Genomic DNA, 20,138 nt, shown 5'->3' on the forward strand with positions numbered 1-20,138 from the left:
AGCGCCCGGACCGGACGAGTCGATCAGTGCCGCACCGCAACGGCCTCCACCTCGACCAGCTGGTCGTCGTAACCCAGCGCGGCAACACCGAGCAACGTGCTCGGCGCATCGTGACCACCGAACGCGGCGCGGACCACCTTCCACACCGCCACCAGGTCAGCCTGCTCCGACGAGCGCACGTACACCGTCGTCTTCGCCACCCCGTCCAACGACGAGCCCGCCGCCCGCAGCGCCACCTCCAGGTTCGCCATCACCTGCCGCGCCTGACCCACGTAGTCGCCGACGGCGACCGTCCGCCCCTCCTCGTCCAACGGGCACGCACCCGCCGTGAACACCACGCCCCGCACCGCCGACGCGTACGCGTACTCGGCGACATCGCTCAGCTTCACACCGCGAACCAGCTCAACACCCATGCCCCGATCCTGCGCACGGGATCAACTGGATTACTCGCCGACCAACCCGTCAGCGAACTCCCGCAACACGTCCAGATGCCCCACGTGCCGAGCCGTCTCCTGCACGACGTGCGCCAACACCCACCGCACCGTCCGATCCCCACCGACCTCGCGCACCGCCAGATCGTCAGGGCTCAACCCCGCCAACGCCTTCTCCGACCGCGTCCACTCCTCCTGGTACGCCGCCAGCACCGCCTCCGGAGTGTCAGCGGGGGAGAGCCGGAACTCCGCGGTCTCGTCCTCCGAGTCCCACAGCAACGGCACGTCCATTCCGCCGCCGACGTAGGACATCCAGAACCGCTCGACCGCCGTCAGGTGCTTCACCACGCCCAGCAAGCTCATCAACGGCGAAGCCGGCCAAGGCGTCGCCGCGGCCTGCTCCGGGCTCACGCCGAGCACCTTGTTCACCGCCGTCGCCCGCAGGAACGCGAGGAACTCCCACTGCAACCGCAGCTCGTCCTCGGCCCGATCCTTCGGCCACGATCGGGCAACGCCGTCGAGCCCCCACACCTCATTCGCCATTCCCCGGACCCTAGTCACGCCTACAGTCGGTGGTATGACAGATGACCTGGCCGACCGGCTCGACCGCGTCGAGAGCGAGCTGGCCATCCAGCGGCTCGTCCACGAGTACTGCCACGGCGCCGACAAGCAGGACCTCCGCCGCTTCTCCGCCGTCTGGCACCCCGACGCCGTCTGGGCGCCGAGCGCCGGACACCGCCTCGACGGCCTCGATGCCATCCGCGCGGGCATCAAGGCCGAGTGGCAGAAGTACCAGCAGATGCACCACTGGACCGCCAACCTCGTCATCACCCTCGACGGCGACCGCGCCAGCGGCGAGGCCGACACCGAGTTCTCCGTCCAGTTCCTCGACGGCTCCTGGGTCCGCGGCGGAGGGACCTACCGCGACGTCTACACCCGCCGGGACGGGATCTGGCGGATCACCTACCGCGAGGTCTCGACGTCCTTCGACATCGACCGCCTGCCGCCCGGCGCCAGCTCACCCGCCTAGGTCTGCAACCGGCTGATCCCCGCGCCGAGCTGACCGGGGGACGCCACCGACGTCTTCCCGCCGAGCAGCTGCTCCGCCAGTCCGGCCAGCAGCTGCCGGCCCGGGTCGCTGCTGCCCTTCAGCAACGGTGAGACGTCCTGACGGAACTCCACGACATCACCCGTCGCCTCGACGAACACCCGGCCGGCGAACTCCGTGCAGTTGTTCACCGGGGACTATTGAACGCCCTTCATTTTCGCTTCCACCGCGGCCTTGACCTGCTTCATCCTCGTTTCGGTAATGCCGAGGCAGCGACGCTTCGCGTGGTCGCGATTCGGACTCTCGTACGGACCGTCGAGGACTAGCCCTTCCGTGCCGCCAGCCCGCTGTGTGCGGTTTCCCCGAGTTGTCCGTGTAGACCAGCCAGGAATGACCGAAGTCGCCGGTGCCGAAAGCGTCGGTCGCGGCTTTCGCCATCTTGTCCCGGTCGGGGGCGCCGCTCTTGTCGGCACGTTTGGCCTCGATGATCCGCGAGGCGACCTCCTCCAGGTTCGACGGCACCGACCTGTTCGTGAGCACGCACAACGTGCCCTTCTGGTACTCGGTCACGGCTGCCGCTGCCCCCGGTAGGGCAGTGGTTCCCGCGAGGGCGACCGCGACGACAAAGACGAACTTCCGCATGACGAACCCCGTTCCCCGTGGATCTCCAGAAATCCAGACTGGTCGGGTCTCGCCGCGATTCCGATTACCCCGTCCGGTGAACGCGTGTGGCACTTGCACCAGATAACCACCAACGCCAGTTTGGTGGATAATTACTGTTATCCACCAAACGCGGATGGGGTTCCGGCGATACCGGCGGCCTCATCCGGCCGGGGAGCGAGGAATGTCCTTTCGGCATTCCTCGACACACTCCGGAACGTCCACTCGCCAGGCCCATAAGCGTCACTGTGACGAAACAAGGGCTGGTGGGCGGGACATGGGAGGGCGACCCCCAGGGGTCTCCCTGGCGCCTCCTGGGCGCTGCCCAGGGCTCAGTCGGCAGCGACAGTCACGAACGACGGCGACGAGCGCGCGGGATGATGCGACAGGCGCGCGCAGTGCGCACGACGCGACACAAAAAACTCGCGTCGAGGCTCCTCTCGATCACCAAATCCCCAGGTCGGCGAAACGCCGATAATCTACATTATGTCAACTTGGCGTTCGGAACCTCTCTCGTAGGCCCACTCGCGATACTCCCCTCCGCACCGGGTCGGCACACGGAGGGCGCGCCGTGGTGACGAACAGCCTTGACCCGAGTCCCCCGGACCGTGTCCTCATCGCCGGGGTCGACGCCTTCTGGTGCTCACCGGACTGGCACAGACGGCCGCAGCCGGTTGTCGTTCTCCCCTGCGTGCTGACCGGGCGAGATCGTTCCCAACCGTGACCGGAACGAACCTGGACGCTGATCATGGTTCGGGATAGTCGAGGGTCCGGGGCACCACGATCTGGTCGGAGGCGATCACCGTGGACGAGGACGAGTACGTGGAGCGGGTCGGCGCGGTGGGCCGGGCGTTCAGCCCGGCGGCCCCGATCACCGACCGGGATCTGTTCGCGGGCCGGAAGGCGCAGTTGCGGACGTTGACGAGCGTTGCCGCGCAACGGGGCCAGCACGCGTTGATCTACGGGGAGCGCGGGGTCGGGAAGACGTCGTTGGCGCGGGTGACGCAGAACCTGCTCCCCGATTCGGTTGTGGCGCCGTACTACGTGTGCAACTCCGAGGACAGCTTCAAGTCGATCTGGGCCGGGGTGTTCGAGCAGATCCCGATCCTGACGCAGGAGTCGCGGATGGGCTTCGGGCGGTCGGCGCGGCACGTGCTGCAGTCCGGCTCGGAGTTGCTGAGCGGCCGGGTGACGCCGCACTCGGTGGTGCGGGTGCTGGCGCTGCTGTGCGAGAGCGTGTCGATCGTGGTGTTGATCGACGAGTTCGACCGGCCGAAGGACCAGCGGGTGCGGACGTTGATCGCGGACACGATCAAGATCCTGGCGGATCGGTCGATCGCGGCGACCGTGGTGCTGGTGGGGGTCGCGGACACGGTGGACGAGTTGGTCAGCGAGCACGCGTCGATCCAGCGTTCGCTGGTGCAGGTGCAGATGCCGCGGATGACCGACGAGGAGCTGCGGGAGATCGTCCGGCGTGGCGTGCGGGCGGTGTCGATGGAGGCGCAGCCGAAGTTCGTGGACGCGGTCGCGGAGATGTCGCAGGGGCTTCCCCACTACACGCATCTGCTCGGCCAGTACGGGACGACGCGGGCGTTGGAGGCGGGTCGGTCGGTGGTGAAGCGGGCGGATTTCGAGGACGCGCTGACCGATGCGTTGGACGCGGCGTCGCAGAGCGTTCGCGAGCGGTACCACCGGGCGACGCAGAGCAATCGGGAGACGTTGTACAAGGAAGTGCTGTTGGCGTGCGCGGTGGCGGAGAAGGACGATCTGGGGTCTTTCGGGGCGCCGGACGTGCGGGAGAAGCTGCGGCAGATCACCGGCAAGGCGTATGACATCCCGGCGTTCGCGGTGCACTTGAAGAACTTCTCGTCGGAGGGGGCGCGGGGTGGGATCCTGCAGCGGATCGGCACGTCGCGCCGGTTCCGCTACAGGTTCCGCGATCCCCTGCTGCCGCCCTACATCGTGATCAAGGGGCGGATCGAGAAGCTGGTCTAGCGCCCCGGGCGAGGGTCATCTGGTTCCGTGCACGACGGTGGCGCCGAGGTCGTCGCAGTGGTGGATCTGTGGGTGGAAACCGTTGGTGGCGAGTGCTTCTGCGGTATGCGGGGCCTGGCGTCGGCTGGTCTCGATGAGGAGGTGGCCGCCGGGGGTGAGCCAGTGGGGTGCTTCGGCGGCGATGCGGCGGTGGAGGTCGAGCCCGTCGGTGCCGCCGTCGAGTGCGATGCGGGGTTCGTGGTCGCGGGCTTCGGGTGGCATGAGGGCGACGGCGTCGGTCGGGACGTAGGGGGCGTTGGCGACGATGATGTGGACGCGGCCGCGGAGTGCGGTGGGCAGGGCGTCGTAGAGGTCGCCTTCGTGGACCTCTCCCCCGTGCTGGGTGATGTTGTGGAGGGCGCACTTCACGGCGGCGGGTTCGATGTCGGCGGCGTGGAGTGCGATGCGGGGTTCGGTGGTGGCGAGTGCCGCGCCGACGGCTCCGGAGCCGCAGCAGAGGTCGACGACGACGGTGTGCGGGCGCAGGAGCGGCGTGGCGCGGTGGACCAGGTACTCGGTGCGGCGGCGGGGTACGAAGACGCCGGGTCCGACGGTGACGCGCAGGCCGTGGAACTCGGCCCAGCCGAGGATGTGTTCGAGTGGGAGGCCGGAGACGCGCCGGTCGACCATGGCGTGGAGTTCGGCGTGGTCGCGTGCGGCGGTGCTGAGGAGGCGGGCTTCGTCTTCGGCGAAGACGCAGCCGGCGGCGCGGAGCCGGGTGATGATCGCGTGGAGTGACATGCGGAGTGCCTTTCGCGGGTGACCCACGGGCGCTCTCGGGTGGCCCCTATGCGGTGGGCACAGCGGTGGGGACGAAGGTGAGCGCCCGGCCTGCACGTGCGGACATGGGTTCCCACCTCCCTCGCGGGTTCCGGCGATCGGACGGCGTCACCCTACCTGAGCGAGTCGAGCATGCGGGTGAGCGCGGTCATGGTGGCTTCGCGGTCGGCTTCGGTGTTGTCGGACCGGGCGAGCCAGAGCGCGGCTTCGTTCATGGCTCCGGAGAGCAGGCGGGCCAGGGGTTCGACGGGTTGGGGCGGGATGGTCCCGGCGGTGACGAGGGTGGTGAGGGCGTCGGTGAGGTGGCGGGCCGAGGACTGGTCGTCGAGGGTGCGCCACTCGTTCCAGCCGAGGACGGCGGGGCCGTCGATGAGCATGATCTGCTGGATCTCGGGGTCGGTGCCCGCGGTGAGGAAGGCGCGGCAGCCTTCGACGAGCTGGGTCCAGGGGTCGGGGTGGGCGTCGGCGGCGTGCTGGACGCGCTCCCCCACCTCGTCCTGGACGCGGGCGAGCACGTGCCGGAAGAGGGCGGCCTTGCTGCTGAAGTGGTGGTAGAGGGCGCCTTTGGTGACGCCTGCGGCTTGGGCGATGGTCTCCAGGCCGACGTTGTTGTAGCCGTGTTCGGCGAACAGGCGCCGGGCGGTGGCGCAGAGGGCGGCGGTGGTCTGTTCGCGTTGCTGTTGCTTGGTGGCCATGGTGGGCGTCCCCGTTGACATACCGACGGTCGGTTTCCTAGGGTCCAGAATACATACCGATGGTCGGTATTGTCGATCGGAGACGCCTCTCATGACTCTGACCAGCATGTATACCGTGATCATGACCGGCAAGGTGGCCGAGACCCGGGACTTCTACGTGACCAACTTCGGGTTCGAGGTGACCTTCGAGGCGGACTGGTACGTCAGCCTCCGGCTCGGCGGGCACGAGCTGGCGGTGCTCGACCCGACGCACCCGACCGTCCCCGCGGGCTACGGCGCGCCGGTGGCCGGACTGCTGCTGAACTTCGAGGTCGACGACGTCGACGCGGAGTACGAGCGCCTGGTCACCGGCGCGGGCCTTCCGTTGGCGCTGCCGTTGCGCAGCGAGGAGTTCGGGCAGCGGCACTTCATCGTCGCCGACCCGAACGGGGTGCTGATCGACGTGATCACGCCGATCCCGCCGACGGGTGAGTTCATCGAGCAGTACGCCGAGGACGCTCTCCCCCGCTGAGCAGTTCCTCGCGCAGCAGCGCGGCGAACTCCTCCGGCGCGTCGGTGAACCCGGAGTGCCCGCCGGGGAAGTCGACCATCTCGACGCCCAGCTGCGCGGCCAGGAACGCCGCGGGCCGGTACGGCAGGTGCTCGCGCGCGTCGCGCCCGCCCGCGAGGACCAGCTTCGCCGAGTTCTCCTTGAGCGCGGCCAGGTCCGGTCGGTACGAGGTGAACTGGCGCAGCTCGTGCTCCATGAAGATCGGCCCGTTCGCGGCCAGGCGCGCCATCATCGCCTGCGTCTCCTGCGTGGGCTCGGGCTGCTTCATGGGCTTCATGCCGATGTGCTTGGCGAACTCCGCGCCCGCCGCAGCGACACCGTCCGAGCGGAAGATCCCGTAGATCCGCGCGATGAAGGCTCGGTGGTCTTCGGCGTCGGGCAGGACTTCGAAGACCGGGGGCTCGTGCGCGACGACGCGGCGCACGCGGTGCGGGTGGCGGGCGAGCAGGTCCAGGGCGACGATCGCGCCCGAGCTGCCGCCGAAGACGTAGGCGGGTTCCTGTGGTGTGTGCAGGTCGAGCAGGGCCAGCGCGTCGTCGGCCTGGGTCTCGACGCGTTGGTCCTCGGGCGGCCCCGGGAACGGGCTGCGGGAGTAGCCGCGGGGGTCGCAGGTGATGACCCGGAAGCCCTCGGCCAGCAGCGCGGCCAGCTGGGCGAAGACCTGCGCGTCCCCGCCGCCGCCTGGCAGCAGGAGCAGTGCGGGGCCGTGGCCGGTGATCTCGTGGTAGAGCGTGGCGTTCATGTGTTCTTCCAGTTCGACAGGAGGAAGTGGAGTGCGTCGACCGCGCGTTCCCAGGAGGTCTGCACCGGACGGGAGTGGCTGAACCCGCCGGTGGCTTCGAGGTTGGCGTAGCCGTGGAAGGTGCTGCGCAACAGGCGTCCGGCGTCGGTGATGTCCGGCTCGGTGAGGCCGTAGGCGCGCAGTGTGGAGTGCGTGTAGTGGACGTGGCGGTGGAAGGCCTCGGACTCGGCGATGACGGCCGGGTCGAGGTGGATCTGCGTGGCGGCGTAGCGGCCGGGGTGTGCGACCGCGTAGGCGCGGTAGGCGTTGGCGAACGCGACGAGCGCGTCCTTGCCCGCGCGCCCCGCGAGGGCGGCGCCGATGAGGTCGCCCATCTCCCCCGCGGCGAACAGGGCCACGCGCTGCCGGAGGTCCCCGAGGTTGCGCACGTGCGAGTACATGCTGGCGTCCTTGACGCCGAAGTGCCTGGCCAGCGCCGAGATCGTGACGTTGTCGAACCCGGCGGCATCGGCCAGTTCGGCCGCCGCCAGGACGATGCGCTCGACGGTGAGACCCGCGCGGACCATGACCACCTCCCTGAAACTAGAGCCTCTAGGTTTGTGCCTAATCTAACTAGGCTGACGGATGATCACCAACGGAATTAGGGTGCGGGGATGGCTGGAAACCTGACGCGGGACGAGGCGCTGGAGCGCTCCCGCCTGCTCACCGTCGACTCCTACGCGGTCGAGCTGGACCTCACGACCGGTCCGGAGCGCTTCACCTCCACGACGGTGGCGCGCTTCCGCGGCTGCGGAGCCGGTGACGAGGTGTTCTGCGATCTCGCGGACGCGATCGTGCGCGAGGTGACGCTCAACGGCTCCCCCGTCGACCCGGCGCTCTACGACGCGGCGAAGGGGCGCATCCCGCTGACCGGGCTCGCCGAGGACAACGAGCTGCGCGTGGTCGCCGACTGCGCGTACTCGCGCTCCGGGCAGGGCCTGCACCGCTTCACCGACCCGGTGGACGGCGAGGTCTACCTCTACAGCCAGTTCGCGACCGCCGACGCGCACCGCGTGTTCGCCTGCTTCGACCAGCCGGACCTCAAGGCCGCGTTCGCGTTCACCGTCACCGCGCCCGCCCACTGGCAGGTCGTGTGCAACACCGCCGAGACCGCGTGCGAGGAGGCCGGCGAGGCCAGGCGGTGGAGCTTCCCCGCCTCGGAGCGGATCTCCACCTACCTGGCCGCGATCTGCGCGGGGCCGTACCACGTCGTGGCCGACGAGTACGCGGGTCGGATCCCGTTGCGCCTGCTGTGCCGGGCGTCGCTGGCCGAGCACCTGGACGCCGAGGCGATCTTCGACGTGACGCGGCGCGGGTTCGGCTTCTACGAGGGCGCGTTCGAGATGCGCTACCCCTTCGGCAAGTACGACCAGGTGTTCGTGCCGGAGTTCAACTTCGGGGCGATGGAGAACCCGGGCTGCGTGACCTTCCGGGAGCAGTACGTCTTCCGTTCCAAGGTCACCGACGCCGACTACGAGCGGCGCGCCACGACGATCCTGCACGAGATGGCGCACATGTGGTTCGGCGACCTCGTCACCATGCGCTGGTGGGACGACCTGTGGCTGAACGAGTCCTTCGCGACCTACGCGGCGTCGCTGGCGCTGGTCTCGGCGACGCGGTGGAGCGGGGGCTGGGCCAGCTTCGCCGACCGCTGCAAGGGGCTGGCGTACCAGGCCGACCAGTTCCCGTCGACGCACCCGATCGTCGCCGACATCGTGGACATCACCTCGATGGAGGTGAACTTCGACGCGATCACCTACCACAAGGGTGCGTCGGTGCTGAAGCAGCTGGTCTCCTCGATCGGGCTGGAGGACTTCCTGGCGGGCCTGCGCCTGTACTTCCAGCGGCACGCGTGGGGCAACACCACGCTGGCGGACCTGTTGCGGGCCGTGGAGGAGAAGTCCGGGCGCGACCTGTCGCGGTGGGCGGACCTGTGGCTGCGCACCGCGGGCCCGAACACGCTGCGGCCGGAGTTCACCGTGGACAGCGCGGGCAGGTTCAGCTCGTTCGAGGTGGTGCAGACCGCGCCGGAGGACTACCCGACGCTGCGGCCGCACCGCGTGGCAATCGGCTTGTACGACAAGGGAAACCGGCTGCAGCGGGTGGAGCTGGAGATCACCGGCGAGCGCACCGAGGTCGCCGAGCTGGTCGGTGTGGCGCGGCCGGAGCTCGTGCTGCTCAACGACGACGACCTGACCTACGCCAAGGTCCGGCTCGATCCGGAGTCGGTGGCCGCGATGCTGTCCGGGATCGGCGGTTTCACCGATCCGCTGCCGCAGGCCGTGTGCTGGACGATCGCGTGGGACATGACTCGCGACGCGGAACTGCCCGCGCGGGAGTACGTGTCGCTGGTGCTCGCCGGCGCGCCTTCGGTGGGCGTGAGCATCGTGCGGACCCTGCTGTACCAGGCGCGCATCGCCGCGCAGCAGTACACCTCGCCCTCGGTGCGTGAGGAGGTCGTGGGCGCGTTGGCCGACGGAGTGCTGCGCCTGGCGCGCGCGGCCGAAGCCGGTGCCGAGGAACAGCTGGCGTACATGCAGTCCTTCGCGGCCGTGGCGTGCACCGGGCCGCAGCTGGACGTCGTGGCCGGGCTGCTGGACGGTTCGACGACGCTGCCCGGGCTGAGCGTGGACACCGACCTGCGGTGGTCGTTGCTGCTGAGGCTCGTGGTGCACGGTCGAGCCGGTGCCGCGGAGATCGATGCGGAACTGCGCCGTGACGCGACCGCCAGTGGTGAGCGCAGTGCCGCCGCGTGCCGTGCGGCCCTCGGTACCGCGGAGGCGAAGGCGCAGGCGTGGGAGCGCATCGTCTGCGGGGAGCTGTCCAACGAGATCCTGCGGTCGACGCTCGTTGGCTTCCAGGACGTCGCCGACGCACAGCTGCTGGCGCCGTACACGGAGAAGTACTTCGCCGCGTTGCAGGCGGTGAGCGAGGTGTGGCCGACCGAGCTGACACGCGTGCTGGCCAGGGAGGGCTACCCGTCGTCGGCGGTCTCGGAGGAGACCTTGGCTCGCACGGACGCCTATCTCGCCGAGGCGCAGCCGCCGTGGTGGTTGCGGCGGCTCGTCCTGGAGAGCGGCGACGAACTCAAGCGCACACTGCGCGCGCAGAACGCTTAGGAGAGGTCGTGTACGGGTTCGTGGGCGCCGGTGAACTCACGACGGCCATCGTGGAAGGGCTCAGCGCAGGGGTCGCTGAGCCTCCCCCGGTGTTCCTCTCGCCCCGCAGTCGCAGTGTCGGACAGGAGCTGGCGAGCCGGTTCCCGAACGTGCGGGTGTGCCGCAGCAACCAGGACGTGCTCGACAGCGCGAGCTCGATCGTGCTCGCCGTGCGCCCGCCGAGCGCTCAGGACGTCTTGCAGGACCTGCTGTTCCGGCCGGAGCATGTCCTGCTCAGCGCGTTGTCCGGAGTACGGCTGGAGCAGTTGCGCGACTGGGCCGCACCGGCTGCTCAGATCGTGCGTGTCATCCCGCTGCCGCAGGCGGCGCGACGGCAGAGCTTGACGGTGGTGTACCCGGACCACGCGGTCGCCCGTGAGCTGTTCGAGCGCGTGGGCGGAGTTCTGGTGCCGCGCGAGGAGTCGATCTTCGAGCTGTTCAGCGCGGCGACGGCCACCTTCGCCGCGCACCTCGACTACCTCGCCACGATCGCGTGCTGGCTGACCGACCACGGTGTGGACTCCGAGGCCGCGACCGCGTACACGACGCACATCTTCGGCCAGTTGGGGCTGTCCTTGGCGCAGCAGACCGGTTCGCTGGCCGAGCTGACCGGCAAGCACATGACACCGGGTGGGCTCAACGAGCAGTTCATGAGCCAGTTGCGGAACGAGGGTGTGCCGGACGTCGTGCGCGGCGGCCTAGATCAGGTGCTCGCGCGGCTGAGAGGTGCGGAGTGAGGGACGAGTTCGTGCTCGCGGCGCAGTCGGCGGCGGAGTTGATCGGCGATCCGGCGGTGGGGGCGGCGTGGGACAGGCCGAGCGCGTTGCCGGAGTTCAGCGTCGGCGGTCTCGCCGGGCACCTCGCCTTCCAGGTGCTGGCCATCCCCACGATCCTGGCCGCGCCGATCCCGGACGAGCCCGTGGTGCCGCTGCTGGAGCACTACGCGCGCGTGCAGTGGATCGGCGCCGACCTGGACGACGAGATCAACGTCCGCATCCGTGACGGCGGTGAGCAGGAAGCCGCTGACGGGCACGAGGCGCTGTCCGCGCGACTGGACGCGGTGGTCGCCGATCTGCCGACGAGCCTGGCCGCCGCGTCGAACCGGCCGGTGCGGATCCCGTTGTGGGGGCCGTGGTCGCTGCTGCTCGACGACATGCTGGTCACGCGCATGATGGAGCTGGCGGTGCACTCCGACGATCTCGCCGTCAGCGTGGGGATCGCGACCCCGCAACTCCCCCGCGAGGTCATCGAGCCGGTGACCGATCTGCTCACGCGCCTGGCCGTGCGCCGCCACGGGCAGACCGCTGTCCTGCGGGCGCTCAGCCGCGCCGAACGCTCGCCGGGGAGCATCGCCGCGTTCTGATCTTGACCTCAACCGCAGTTCAGGTTCTAGCGTGATCGGCATGAGCGAAATCGACGGCGTGCTGGTGATCGGATCGACCGGGAAGGTCGGCGGGAACGTGGTGGCGGAGCTGCTGCAACGCGGAGCCCGCGTGCGCGCGTTCGTCCGCGACGCCGCCACCGCGGACGTGCCGGACGGGGTCGAACTCGCCGTCGGAGACCTCCACGACACCGCCAGTCTGACCAGGGCGGTGGATGGGACCAGCGCCGTGTTCCTGATGTGGCCGTTCCTGTCCCCCGAGGGAATCGAGGACGTCGTCGCGGCCGTCGGCGCGCGTCGGCTGGTCTACCTCTCCTCCTACGGCGTGGACGATTCCGTCGAGCGGCAAGGAGATCCGATCCACCAGCTGCACCACGACATCGAGCGCGCGATCATGGCGTCGCGGGCGGAGTGGACGATGCTGCGCGCGGGGACCTTCGCCGCCAACGCGCTCGGCTGGGCCGCGCAGATCCGCGCGAGCGACACCGTCAGCGAGGCGTTCGGGTCGGCGGCGCGCGCGGTGGTGCACGAGCGCGATCTCGCCGCGGTCGCCGCGAAGGTCCTCACCGAGGACGGGCACACCGGCGCGCGGTACGTGCTGACCGGGCCGGAGCCAGTGACCCACGCCGAGCAGGTACGCATCATCGGCGAGGTGCTGGGGCGGGACGTGCGCTTCCAAGAGCTGACCCCGGCCGCCGCCCGGCAGCGGATGCTGGAGCACGGCTGGCCGGTGGAGTTCGCCGATGGACTGCTGGGTGCCTGGGACGGCTTCGAACGCCAGCCGGTGCGCATCACGTCGACCTTCACCGAGCTGACCGGTACCGCGCCGCGGTCCTTCCGCGACTGGGTGCGCGACCACGCCGCCAACTTCGCCGCCTGACTCAGCAGTCGGGGATGCGCTTCTTGCGGGGGCGCCTGGTCTTGACGGGTGGGGGTACGGCGAAGGCCATGGCGGGGTCGCGGTCGGGTGGACCGGCCGCGACCCAGTCCCCCCGCTTGGCGGGGGCGAACGGGTACCAGCGGCCGTCGCGGCCCAGGCGCAGCTGGAAGCGGGGTTCGGTGAAGGTGAAGCGGTTCGTCGGCCCGTCGTAGCCCGTCTCGACGGTGAACTCCCCCAGTTCGGCCGCCTCCAGCGCGGTCCGCGCCCTGGCCAGCTCCAGCTCCGACGGAGTCCACTTCCCGTGCGCGACGGCGTAGCCCTCCCGGTCGCCGTAGAACCACGCCATGGCGTTCTCCTTCAGCACGGGGATCTCGCGCGCCAGCTCCAGGTCGGGGTTCTGGGCGATGAGCCGGGCCAGGTCCTCGTTGGTGTCCAGCCGCGGCTCGGGCTCGGGGTTGACGCTGTCGGCGAGCAGCCTGCGGGCGTGCCACACCGCGTTGCGGTACAGCCGCGGGATCAACGTGGCCGGCAGCCCCGGGGGCGGTGGCACGTCCAGCCCCGGCGCGGGGTCGTGCGGCACCTCGGCCGAGATCTCCGGCAACGGGCCGGGGACGCGGGCGTAGGCGTCGGCGATCGAGGTCCCGCTCGCCGGGGACTGCTGGGCGACGGTGCGGAACTGCAGTTCGAGCAGCAGCTCCTCCTCGTCCTTGCCCAGCAACAGGAACAGCAGGAACGGGTCGGCGTCCAGCAGCCACGCCGCCTGGTAGACCAGCGCCGCGGCGTGCTTGCAGCCCAGCGAGTGCCAGTCGTCGCAGTCGCACTCGGTCTCCACGCCGCCGGTGGTCGGGAACAGCGGCACCCCGATCCCCGCGGCCGTCTCGGCCAGCTCCACCGGCATCTCGTGCTCCAGCAGCGCCGCGATGTAGCCGGAGCGCCCGGCGAACTCCTGCAGCAGCCACTCCCACTCGCGGTCCTCGAACACCGGGATCTCCACGAGGGTCTCGTAGAAGTCGTGCCCCTCGCGCACCTCGGCGCTGATCCGGCCGGGGCTGACCGTGATCGGCCCGACCGTGCCGGTGTAGGCGATCTTGCGGCCTGCCTTGAGCTGCTCGGCGTCCAGCCCCGAGCCCTCCTCCAGCACCCGCGTCCACTCGCGGCCCCACCAGGTCTGCGCGACCGGGCCGAGACGTCGCTGCATGCGGCCGAAAGCGGGGAACCCGCGCGCCCTGCTCATCGCGGGCTCCTCAGCTCGACCAGGTTCGCCAGCTCCGCGTCGCCCAGCTCGGTCAGCGCCGCCTCGCCCCCGCTGAGCACCTTCTCGGCCAGGTCGCGCTTGTCCGCCAGCATCTCGGCGATGCGGTCCTCGATGGTGCCCTCGGTGACGAAGCGGTGCACCTGCACCGGCCGGGTCTGGCCGATCCGGTAGGCGCGGTCGGTGGCCTGCTCCTCCACCGCCGGGTTCCACCAGCGGTCGTAGTGCACCACGTGGTCGGCGCGGGTCAGGTTCAGCCCGGTGCCCGCAGCCTTGAGTGACAGCAGGAACACCGGTGACTTTCCGTCCTGGAAACTCTGGACCAGCTCCTCGCGGGCGGCCACCGGCGTCCCGCCGTGCAGCAGCTGCGCGGGCACCCCGCGCGCGGCGAGGTGGGACTGCAGCAACCGGGCCATCGCCACGTACTGGGTGAACACCAGCACCGCGCCGTCCTCGGCCAGGATCGTCTCCAGCAGCTCGTCGAGCAGGTCGAGCTTGCCCGAGCGCCGTGCCAGCCGGGAAGCGTCCTCGGCCAGGTAGTGCGCCGGGTGGTTGCAGATCTGCTTGAGCGAGGTGAGCAGCTTGATGATCAATCCGCGCCGGGTCATCCCGTCCGACGCGGCGATCTCCGCCAGGGTCTCGCGGACCACCGCCTCGTAGAGCCCGGCCTGCTCCCTGGTCAGCGCCACCGGGTGGTCGGTCTCGGTCTTCGGCGGCAGCTCCGGCGCGATGCCCGGGTCGGACTTGCGGCGGCGCAACAGGAACGGGCGAATCAGTCGAGCGAACCGGTCGGCCACAGTCGGCTGGGTCGCCCTCGCGTGCGAGGCTCCGGTCCGGTGCCGCTCGCCCTCGATCGGTTTCGCCCACCGCGTGCGGAACGCCGTCAGCCCGCCCAGCAACCCGGGCGTCGTCCAGTCCAGGATCGACCACAGCTCGGCCAGGTTGTTCTCCACCGGCGTGCCGGTCAGCGCCACCCGCGCGGTGGCCGGGATCGAGCGCAGCGCCTTCGCCGTACCGGAGTTGTGGTTCTTGACGTGCTGCGCCTCGTCGGCGACGACCAGATCCCACGAGTGCTCGGCCAGCAGCTCCGCGTCCAGCCGCATCGTGCCGTAGGTGGTCAGCACGAAACCGCCGTCGACACCGTCGAGGGTGCGGTTGCCACCGTGGAAGCGCCGCACCGGCGTGCCGGGGGCGAAGCGGTCGATCTCCCGCTCCCAGTTGCCCAGCAACGACGCCGGGCACACCACCAGCGTCGGCGCCTCGGCCGCGCGGTGCAGGTGCAACGCGATCACCGTGATCGTCTTGCCCAGACCCATGTCGTCGGCCAGGCAGCCGCCGAGGCCGAGCGAGGTCATCCTGGCCAGCCACCGCAGACCGCGCAGCTGGTAGTCGCGCAGCGTCGCGGCCAGCGCCTGCGGCTGCTCGCGCAGCTCGTCCTCGCCGTCCTGGGTGATCCGCTCCCGCAGCGCCTCCAGCCACCCCGTGGCCGCGACCGGCACCACCTCGCCGTCGACCTCGGTCGTCCCGGTCAGCGCCGCACCGAGCGCGTCCATGGCCTTGAGCGACTTCAGCGCGCGGTCGCGGGCCTTCGCGGCGAGCGCGGGATCGACCAGTACCCACCGGTCGCGCAACCGCACCACCGGGCGGTGGGACTCGGCGAGCTGGTCCATCTCCTCGCTGGTCAACGGGGTGTCGCCGAGCGCGAGCCGCCAGTTGAGCTTCAGCGTCCTGCCGCGCCCGAAGAACCCGGCCACGTCCGAGGGCTGCCGCTTGGCCTCGCCGACCACCGCGTGCGCGGTCAGGTCGCGGACGAAGTCCTTGGGCCAGTGCACGTCCACGCCCACCGCGGACAGCCGGGTCATCCCGGACCCGAGCAGGTCGAAGACCTCGTCGTCGCCGAGGGCCAGCTCGTCCGGCACCGAGGCGCTGAGCAGGGACTCCAACGGCGCCCACGCGCGGGCGGCCCGGCGCACCGCGAGCATGACGTCGATGTGCGCCCGCGCGCCGAAGGGGTGATCGGGATCGGCCCACACCCGCGCGGCGTCGGTGACCACGGACGAGTCCCCCAGGCTGTGCACCTGCACCACCACCTGGAAGCGCCCGCGGTCGAGGTCGCCGCCCGCCACCTCCACCCGCAGGGAGATCCTCACCCCGGCGTCGAGACCGGCCGAGACGTCCTCGGACCAGGGCCGCAGCCGCGGGACCTTGCGCGGCGCGGACACCAGATCGCTGCTGAACTCGAGCCGGCCGAAGCCGAAGGACGCCGCCTCGGTGCGGGGAAGCCCGTCGGCGACCGCGTCGAGGAAACCGCGCAGCGACAGCTCCGGCGCGGGCAGGTCACCGGTGTCGGTGGGGGTGGCGCGAGCTTCGGCGGGCATCGCGTCGGTCAGCTGGCGCAGCCGCGCGAGGTCGTCCTCGGAGAGCTGGCCGATCCGCCAGGCGTCGTTGTCCTCGTCGCTCACCCACGGCAGCACCCGGCCGCGCGCCACCAGCTGCAACGCCAGCACGCACGCCGTACCCCAGAACCGGGTGGCCGCGTGCGCCGACAGGGCGGAGCGGGCCCGGGTGAGCGCGGGAACGGCCTCGCCCACGTGCAGCCACGTCGCCGGGACCGTGTCGATCTCGCCTGTGGGCAGTCCCACGGACAGCGTGCAGGACTCGCCGATCGCCGGCGGCTGCGCGCCGTCGGGGCACCAGAACACCATCCGGCCCGCCCGCGGTGGATCGGCCGACTGGAACACGACCGCACACCGGCTCAGCTCGCCGACCTGCGCGGCGGTCAGGTTGACCCACTTGTGGCCGGCTGTCCGGGGCACCGTCACGCCTTCGCCTTCCGCATTCCGTTCACGATCAGCCGCAGGCCGCGCTCGAAGCGCTCGTCCGCGTTGCCGAAGAGCCCCTCACCGGCCTGGTGCGCCAGCGGCAGCTCCTCGGCGTCGATGCGCTCCGCCCGTGCTTGCAGCGTGTAGCGGGGATCGCTCGCCACCGCCTGTTCCTCCACCGCGTGCCCGGTGGCGTAGCAGTGCACGGTCATCAATCCGGCGACGCCCTCGGCCAGGCTGAAGCCCGCGTCGGTGAGCAGCCGCAGGGCCCTGTCCTGTCCTTTGTAGACATCGGTGCGGGTGAGGTAGGTGCCGCTGAAGACCTTCGCCCCGTCGCGGTGGCTCAACAGCGCCCCGCGCAGCGCCCGACCGTAGTTGACCAGCAGGTCGGTCCAGTCCTCGCCGTACTCCGCCGCGCCCAGCGCCTCCGCCAGCACCGTGCTGGCCATCTCGTCGACCAGCTCCTGCTTGTTCTTGAAGTGCCAGTAGAGCGCGGGCGCCTGCACGTTGAGCTCGGTGGCGATGCGGCGCAGCGTCAGGTTGTCGATCCCGACCTCGTCCATCACCCGCAGCGCCGTGCGCACGACGGTGTCGCGATCCAGGGCCATCGGAGTCCTCGCAGCTCGGGTCTTGACAGCTTAACAGCATTCAAGTAGTCCTTAACATCGTTAGATTTAACGACGTTAAGGAGTGTGGCATGATCCTCATCGCCGGGGCCGGGCCCACCGGTCTCACCCTCGCCATCGACCTCGCCCGCCGCGGCGTCGCCGTGCGCGTCGTGGACAAGGCCGAGCGGCACTTCGTCGGTTCACGCGGCAAGGGCCTGCAACCGCGCACCCTCGAAGTCCTCGCCGACCTCGGCGTTCTCGACGCGGTCCGCGCGGCGGGCTCGCCCTACCCGCTGCTGCGCATGCACGGCCCGGACGGCCACACCGACCGCTCGATGTTCGAGCCCGGCGGGGCCGAACCGTGGATGCTCGGCCAGGGCGAGCTCGAGGCGATCCTGCGCACGGCCCTCGCCGAGCACGGAGTCCAGGTCGAGCTCGCCGCCGAACTGACCGGCTTCACCCAGGACGACGACGGCGTCACGGCCGTGGTCAACGGCACCGAGATCCGCGCCGACCACCTGATCGGCGCGGACGGCGGGCACAGCTTCGTGCGCAAGCACCTCGGCCTCGCCTTCGTCGGCCACCCCGTTGACGAGCTGAAGATGGTGATCGCCGACATCACCTCGCGCGGCCTGGAACGCGACCGCTGGCACCTCTGGCCCCAGGCCCTGCCCACCATGATCGGCATGTGCCCCCTGCCCGGCGGCGTCGACCGCTTCCAGCTGACGATGGGCATCACCGACGAGCCTGACGAGATCACCGAGGACTACCTGCGTGCCGCCCTGCACGAACGCACCGGCCGCACCGACGTCACCGTCTCCGATCCGACGTGGACGTCGACCTACCGCTCCAACGCGCGCATGGTCGACCGCTACCGCGTCGGCCGGGTCCTGCTCGCAGGCGACGCCGCGCACGTCCACCCGCCCACCGGCGGCCAGGGCCTCAACACCGGAGTGCAGGACGCCTACAACCTCGGCTGGAAGCTCGCCGCCGTCCTCAACGGCGCGTCCGAGGCGCTGCTGGACACCTACGAAGAGGAACGCCTGCCGATCGCCGCCGGGGTGCTCGGCCTCAGCACCGACCTGCTCGGCAAGAGCATTCGCAAGGAGGAAGCGGGATTCAAGCGCGGCAAAGAAACCCAGCAACTCCACCTGAGCTACCGCGGCAGCTCCCTGGCCCGAGGCGAGCGCGGCGGTGACCACGTGCCAGGCGTCTTCGGCCCGGACTTCACCCTGCTCACTCCGGAGCAGTGCGAGCCCTACAGCTGCACGTTCGTGCTGGTCCGCCCGGACGGCTACATCGCGATCAGCACCGACGACCTCGACGACGTCCGCGACTACCTGCGGCACCTAAGGCTGCCCCTTCGCCCATTGGCAACCGCGCGCGGCGAGGCCAGCCTGGGCGGATGAAGATCAAGGCACTCGCCGTCGCCGCGACCACGCTGCTGCTCGCGGGGACGGCGCACGCCGGAATCCGCCAGTTCCAGGACGGCTTCGAGAACTCCCCCGCCACCGAGTGGACCGTTGTCGGGCACGCCGGGTTCGACGTCAACATCGGCAACGCCCGCTCCGGCCGGAACAACGCGTGGCTCCACGCCGGTGGCGGGGCGAGCGTCCAGTCCTACCTCAGCACCGAGGTGCACGCCGGCGTCAACGGCCCCAGCACCTGCACCGTGCAGGCCTACGCCAACGCGCTCAACGGCCGCAGCACGGAGATCGACGAAGTCTCCGTCTACGACGACACCAACACGATCAGCCGCCGGGTCCACATGTACCTGCACCCCGGCAGCGGTTACGAGCCGATCAGCATCGACGACATCAAGATCGACGGCTACCGGAAGTTCAAGATCATGTTCAGGCTGCAGGACAGCGGCAGGGGCCACGACGGCGAATGGGTCCGCCTCGACGACCTGACCGTCAGCTGCGCGTACTGAGCCTGCCCCGCAACGCCATGGCGGCGCGCACCCGGTCCTGGGCCAGCTCGCGCGCCGCCTCGTGCGTCGTGCGCTCCCGCCGCGCCGCCTCGGCGAGCACCAGTTCGGTGTTCGTGCGCAGCTTCGCCGAGATCGCCGCGAAGATCTCCCCGGGATCGGGGCGGAACGCCGAATAGCGGGCGTCCATCGCGAACGCGGCCGCCACCACACCACCGGCGTTGGCCACGAAGTCCGGCACCACCGTGATCCCGCGCTCCGCCAGCACCCTCTGCGCCCCGGGCGTGGTCGGCAGGTTCGCGCCCTCCACCACGAGCCGGGCCTTCACCCGACCGGCCACCTCCTCGGAGATCACGTCCTGCACCGCCGCGGGCACCAGGACCTCCGCGTCCAGCAGCAGCTCCTCGCCGGGCCGCAACAGCGGACCGCCGTACTCGCGCACCACGGCGTCCCCGTGCACGGCGCGCAGCTCAAGCAGCCGGGTGACGTCCAAACCGGACGGATCGTGCAACACCCCGTCCACTGTGGACACCGCGACGACCGTGGCGCCCAGCTCGGCGAAGCGCTTCGCCGCGGCCCAGCCGACCGCGCCGAAGCCCTGGACCGACACCCGCGCCCCCGCCAGCGGCACCCCGGCCACCGCCGACGCCGCCGAGGCCGCCTCCGCCACCCCGAACCCGGTCACGCCCAGCTCGTCGTAGGGCACCCCGCCCAGCTCCGCCGGAGTGCCCACCGCCGCGCCGCGATCACCCAGCTCGTCCTGCACGATCGCCGCGTCGCGCTCGGTCAGCCCCATGTCGAGGCCGAGCACGTACTCGCGCGGCACCTCGTTCGACAGGCGCCGCACGAACGCCCGCAGCGCCGCTTCCTTGTGCGGCGAGGACGGATCGAAGCGGATGCCCGCCTTCGCCCCGCCGTAGAACAGGTCGACGCCCGCCCACTTCCACGTCATCACCCGCGCGAGCCGGGCCACCTCGGCCACCGTCAGCGACGGGCTCATCCGCGTGCCGCCCTTGCCGACGCCGCGCGCGGCGTTGTCGATCACCAGCACCCCGCGCATGCCCGTGCGCGAGTCGGAGACGACGACGACCTTCTCCGGGCCCCACTCGTCGATCAGCTCGAACACGG

20 protein-coding genes are annotated in these 20,138 nt (G+C 70.5%); 9 read left to right on the forward strand and 11 right to left on the reverse strand.

Features of this window, described 5'->3' with window-relative positions; all coding sequences use genetic code 11:
* Positions 1-23 precede the first annotated feature (23 nt).
* Both BLT28_RS08680 and BLT28_RS08685 read right to left on the reverse strand, forming a co-directional pair.
* Positions 24-413: a RidA family protein gene (locus BLT28_RS08680; protein ID WP_030432941.1), complete on the reverse strand. Its 390-nt coding sequence runs from the start codon at positions 411-413 to the stop codon at positions 24-26.
* A gap of 30 nt (positions 414-443) precedes the next feature.
* Entirely contained in the window at positions 444-974 is a 531-nt protein-coding gene (locus BLT28_RS08685) for a DinB family protein (protein WP_030432942.1), read from the reverse strand.
* A gap of 34 nt (positions 975-1,008) precedes the next feature.
* Between BLT28_RS08685 and BLT28_RS08690 the strand changes: the two genes are divergently transcribed.
* On the forward strand, positions 1,009-1,461 hold the full coding sequence (locus BLT28_RS08690; RefSeq protein WP_052408074.1) for a nuclear transport factor 2 family protein: 453 nt from the start codon (positions 1,009-1,011) through the stop codon (positions 1,459-1,461).
* On the opposite strand, the gene BLT28_RS08695 is transcribed toward BLT28_RS08690, so the two are convergent.
* Positions 1,458-1,670 (reverse strand): hypothetical protein, encoded by a 213-nt coding sequence (locus BLT28_RS08695; RefSeq protein WP_030432944.1) that lies wholly within the window; start codon positions 1,668-1,670, stop codon positions 1,458-1,460. The genes BLT28_RS08690 and BLT28_RS08695 overlap by 4 nt on opposite strands.
* A gap of 1,273 nt (positions 1,671-2,943) precedes the next feature.
* On the opposite strand from BLT28_RS08695, the gene BLT28_RS08700 reads away from it, so the two are divergent.
* The gene (locus tag BLT28_RS08700; protein ID WP_030432945.1) at positions 2,944-4,134 is read left to right on the forward strand and encodes an nSTAND1 domain-containing NTPase; all 1,191 of its coding nucleotides are present in this window, start codon (positions 2,944-2,946) and stop codon (positions 4,132-4,134) included.
* Between the two features lie 15 nt (positions 4,135-4,149).
* On the opposite strand, the gene BLT28_RS08705 is transcribed toward BLT28_RS08700, so the two are convergent.
* Positions 4,150-4,914, reverse strand: coding sequence for a putative protein N(5)-glutamine methyltransferase (locus BLT28_RS08705; protein ID WP_030432946.1), 765 nt, complete (start codon positions 4,912-4,914; stop codon positions 4,150-4,152).
* Positions 4,915-5,066: 152 nt separating this feature from the next.
* Positions 5,067-5,648, reverse strand: coding sequence for a TetR/AcrR family transcriptional regulator (locus BLT28_RS08710; protein ID WP_030432947.1), 582 nt, complete (start codon positions 5,646-5,648; stop codon positions 5,067-5,069).
* 106 nt (positions 5,649-5,754) lie between these two features.
* On the opposite strand from BLT28_RS08710, the gene BLT28_RS08715 reads away from it, so the two are divergent.
* On the forward strand, positions 5,755-6,159 hold the full coding sequence (locus BLT28_RS08715; protein WP_322788498.1) for a VOC family protein: 405 nt from the start codon (positions 5,755-5,757) through the stop codon (positions 6,157-6,159).
* Here BLT28_RS08715 and BLT28_RS08720 read toward each other — a convergent pair.
* Together BLT28_RS08720 and BLT28_RS08725 are read right to left on the reverse strand one after the other, a co-directional pair.
* Positions 6,122-6,940 carry an alpha/beta fold hydrolase gene (locus BLT28_RS08720; RefSeq protein WP_030432949.1) on the reverse strand — a complete coding sequence of 273 codons (819 nt, stop codon included), beginning with the start codon at positions 6,938-6,940 and terminating at the stop codon, positions 6,122-6,124. The two genes, BLT28_RS08715 and BLT28_RS08720, sit on opposite strands and share 38 nt — an antisense overlap.
* Entirely contained in the window at positions 6,937-7,506 is a 570-nt protein-coding gene (locus BLT28_RS08725; RefSeq protein ID WP_030432950.1) for a TetR/AcrR family transcriptional regulator, read from the reverse strand. The genes BLT28_RS08720 and BLT28_RS08725 overlap by 4 nt, the downstream gene beginning before the upstream one ends.
* 87 nt (positions 7,507-7,593) lie before the next feature.
* Between BLT28_RS08725 and pepN the strand changes: the two genes are divergently transcribed.
* Genes pepN through BLT28_RS08745 form a run of 4 tightly spaced genes read left to right on the forward strand, consistent with a single transcriptional unit; the run spans position 7,594 to position 12,398 of the window.
* The gene (gene pepN / locus BLT28_RS08730; RefSeq protein WP_030432951.1) at positions 7,594-10,098 is read left to right on the forward strand and encodes an aminopeptidase N; all 2,505 of its coding nucleotides are present in this window, start codon (positions 7,594-7,596) and stop codon (positions 10,096-10,098) included.
* An 8-nt stretch (positions 10,099-10,106) separates the two neighbouring features.
* Positions 10,107-10,874 (forward strand): NAD(P)-binding domain-containing protein, encoded by a 768-nt coding sequence (locus BLT28_RS08735; protein ID WP_030432952.1) that lies wholly within the window; start codon positions 10,107-10,109, stop codon positions 10,872-10,874.
* Positions 10,871-11,500 carry a maleylpyruvate isomerase N-terminal domain-containing protein gene (locus tag BLT28_RS08740; protein WP_030432953.1) on the forward strand — a complete coding sequence of 210 codons (630 nt, stop codon included), beginning with the start codon at positions 10,871-10,873 and terminating at the stop codon, positions 11,498-11,500. Before BLT28_RS08735 ends, BLT28_RS08740 begins: the two co-directional genes overlap by 4 nt.
* Positions 11,501-11,540: 40 nt before the next feature.
* Positions 11,541-12,398: an NmrA family NAD(P)-binding protein gene (locus BLT28_RS08745; RefSeq protein ID WP_030432954.1), complete on the forward strand. Its 858-nt coding sequence runs from the start codon at positions 11,541-11,543 to the stop codon at positions 12,396-12,398.
* A 1-nt stretch (position 12,399) separates the two neighbouring features.
* Here the strand turns inward: BLT28_RS08745 and BLT28_RS08750 are convergent, their stop codons facing one another.
* From BLT28_RS08750 to BLT28_RS08760, 3 genes are all read right to left on the reverse strand, one after another.
* Positions 12,400-13,632, reverse strand: coding sequence for an SWIM zinc finger family protein (locus tag BLT28_RS08750; RefSeq protein WP_052408075.1), 1,233 nt, complete (start codon positions 13,630-13,632; stop codon positions 12,400-12,402).
* A complete protein-coding gene (locus tag BLT28_RS08755) occupies positions 13,629-16,355 on the reverse strand; it encodes a DEAD/DEAH box helicase (RefSeq protein ID WP_081900754.1) in 2,727 nt (908 codons plus the stop codon). Before BLT28_RS08755 ends, BLT28_RS08750 begins: the two co-directional genes overlap by 4 nt.
* A gap of 113 nt (positions 16,356-16,468) precedes the next feature.
* Positions 16,469-17,080: a TetR/AcrR family transcriptional regulator C-terminal domain-containing protein gene (locus tag BLT28_RS08760; RefSeq protein WP_030432957.1), complete on the reverse strand. Its 612-nt coding sequence runs from the start codon at positions 17,078-17,080 to the stop codon at positions 16,469-16,471.
* Positions 17,081-17,169: 89 nt separating this feature from the next.
* Here BLT28_RS08760 and BLT28_RS08765 point away from each other — a divergent pair, with 89 nt between their 5' ends.
* Both BLT28_RS08765 and BLT28_RS08770 read left to right on the forward strand, forming a co-directional pair.
* Complete coding sequence (locus tag BLT28_RS08765; protein WP_052408076.1) at positions 17,170-18,489, forward strand: FAD-dependent monooxygenase; 1,320 nt, start codon at positions 17,170-17,172, stop codon at positions 18,487-18,489.
* Positions 18,486-19,013 carry a hypothetical protein gene (locus tag BLT28_RS08770; RefSeq protein WP_052408077.1) on the forward strand — a complete coding sequence of 176 codons (528 nt, stop codon included), beginning with the start codon at positions 18,486-18,488 and terminating at the stop codon, positions 19,011-19,013. The genes BLT28_RS08765 and BLT28_RS08770 overlap by 4 nt, the downstream gene beginning before the upstream one ends.
* On the opposite strand, the gene BLT28_RS08775 is transcribed toward BLT28_RS08770, so the two are convergent.
* On the reverse strand, positions 18,997-20,136 hold the full coding sequence (locus BLT28_RS08775; RefSeq protein WP_030432959.1) for a Glu/Leu/Phe/Val family dehydrogenase: 1,140 nt from the start codon (positions 20,134-20,136) through the stop codon (positions 18,997-18,999). The genes BLT28_RS08770 and BLT28_RS08775 overlap by 17 nt on opposite strands.
* Between the last annotated feature and the right edge of the window lie 2 nt (positions 20,137-20,138).

The sequence above is a fragment of the Allokutzneria albata genome (assembly GCF_900103775.1).
Lineage (GTDB): Bacteria > Actinomycetota > Actinomycetes > Mycobacteriales > Pseudonocardiaceae > Allokutzneria > Allokutzneria albata.

Coding starts and splice junctions, on each gene's coding strand:
- BLT28_RS08760 (WP_030432957.1), bottom strand. CDS start 17,080: ATGGCCCTGGATCGCGACACCGTCGTGCGCACGGCGCTGCGGGTGATG.
- BLT28_RS08680 (WP_030432941.1), bottom strand. CDS start 413: ATGGGTGTTGAGCTGGTTCGCGGTGTGAAGCTGAGCGATGTCGCCGAG.
- BLT28_RS08690 (WP_052408074.1), top strand. CDS start 1,009: ATGACAGATGACCTGGCCGACCGGCTCGACCGCGTCGAGAGCGAGCTG.
- BLT28_RS08765 (WP_052408076.1), top strand. CDS start 17,170: ATGATCCTCATCGCCGGGGCCGGGCCCACCGGTCTCACCCTCGCCATC.
- BLT28_RS08710 (WP_030432947.1), bottom strand. CDS start 5,648: ATGGCCACCAAGCAACAGCAACGCGAACAGACCACCGCCGCCCTCTGC.
- BLT28_RS08770 (WP_052408077.1), top strand. CDS start 18,486: ATGAAGATCAAGGCACTCGCCGTCGCCGCGACCACGCTGCTGCTCGCG.
- BLT28_RS08715 (WP_322788498.1), top strand. CDS start 5,755: ATGTATACCGTGATCATGACCGGCAAGGTGGCCGAGACCCGGGACTTC.
- BLT28_RS08745 (WP_030432954.1), top strand. CDS start 11,541: ATGAGCGAAATCGACGGCGTGCTGGTGATCGGATCGACCGGGAAGGTC.
- BLT28_RS08705 (WP_030432946.1), bottom strand. CDS start 4,914: ATGTCACTCCACGCGATCATCACCCGGCTCCGCGCCGCCGGCTGCGTC.
- BLT28_RS08725 (WP_030432950.1), bottom strand. CDS start 7,506: ATGGTCCGCGCGGGTCTCACCGTCGAGCGCATCGTCCTGGCGGCGGCC.
- BLT28_RS08750 (WP_052408075.1), bottom strand. CDS start 13,632: ATGAGCAGGGCGCGCGGGTTCCCCGCTTTCGGCCGCATGCAGCGACGT.
- BLT28_RS08685 (WP_030432942.1), bottom strand. CDS start 974: ATGGCGAATGAGGTGTGGGGGCTCGACGGCGTTGCCCGATCGTGGCCG.
- BLT28_RS08755 (WP_081900754.1), bottom strand. CDS start 16,355: ATGGTGTTCTGGTGCCCCGACGGCGCGCAGCCGCCGGCGATCGGCGAG.
- pepN (WP_030432951.1), top strand. CDS start 7,594: ATGGCTGGAAACCTGACGCGGGACGAGGCGCTGGAGCGCTCCCGCCTG.
- BLT28_RS08720 (WP_030432949.1), bottom strand. CDS start 6,940: ATGAACGCCACGCTCTACCACGAGATCACCGGCCACGGCCCCGCACTG.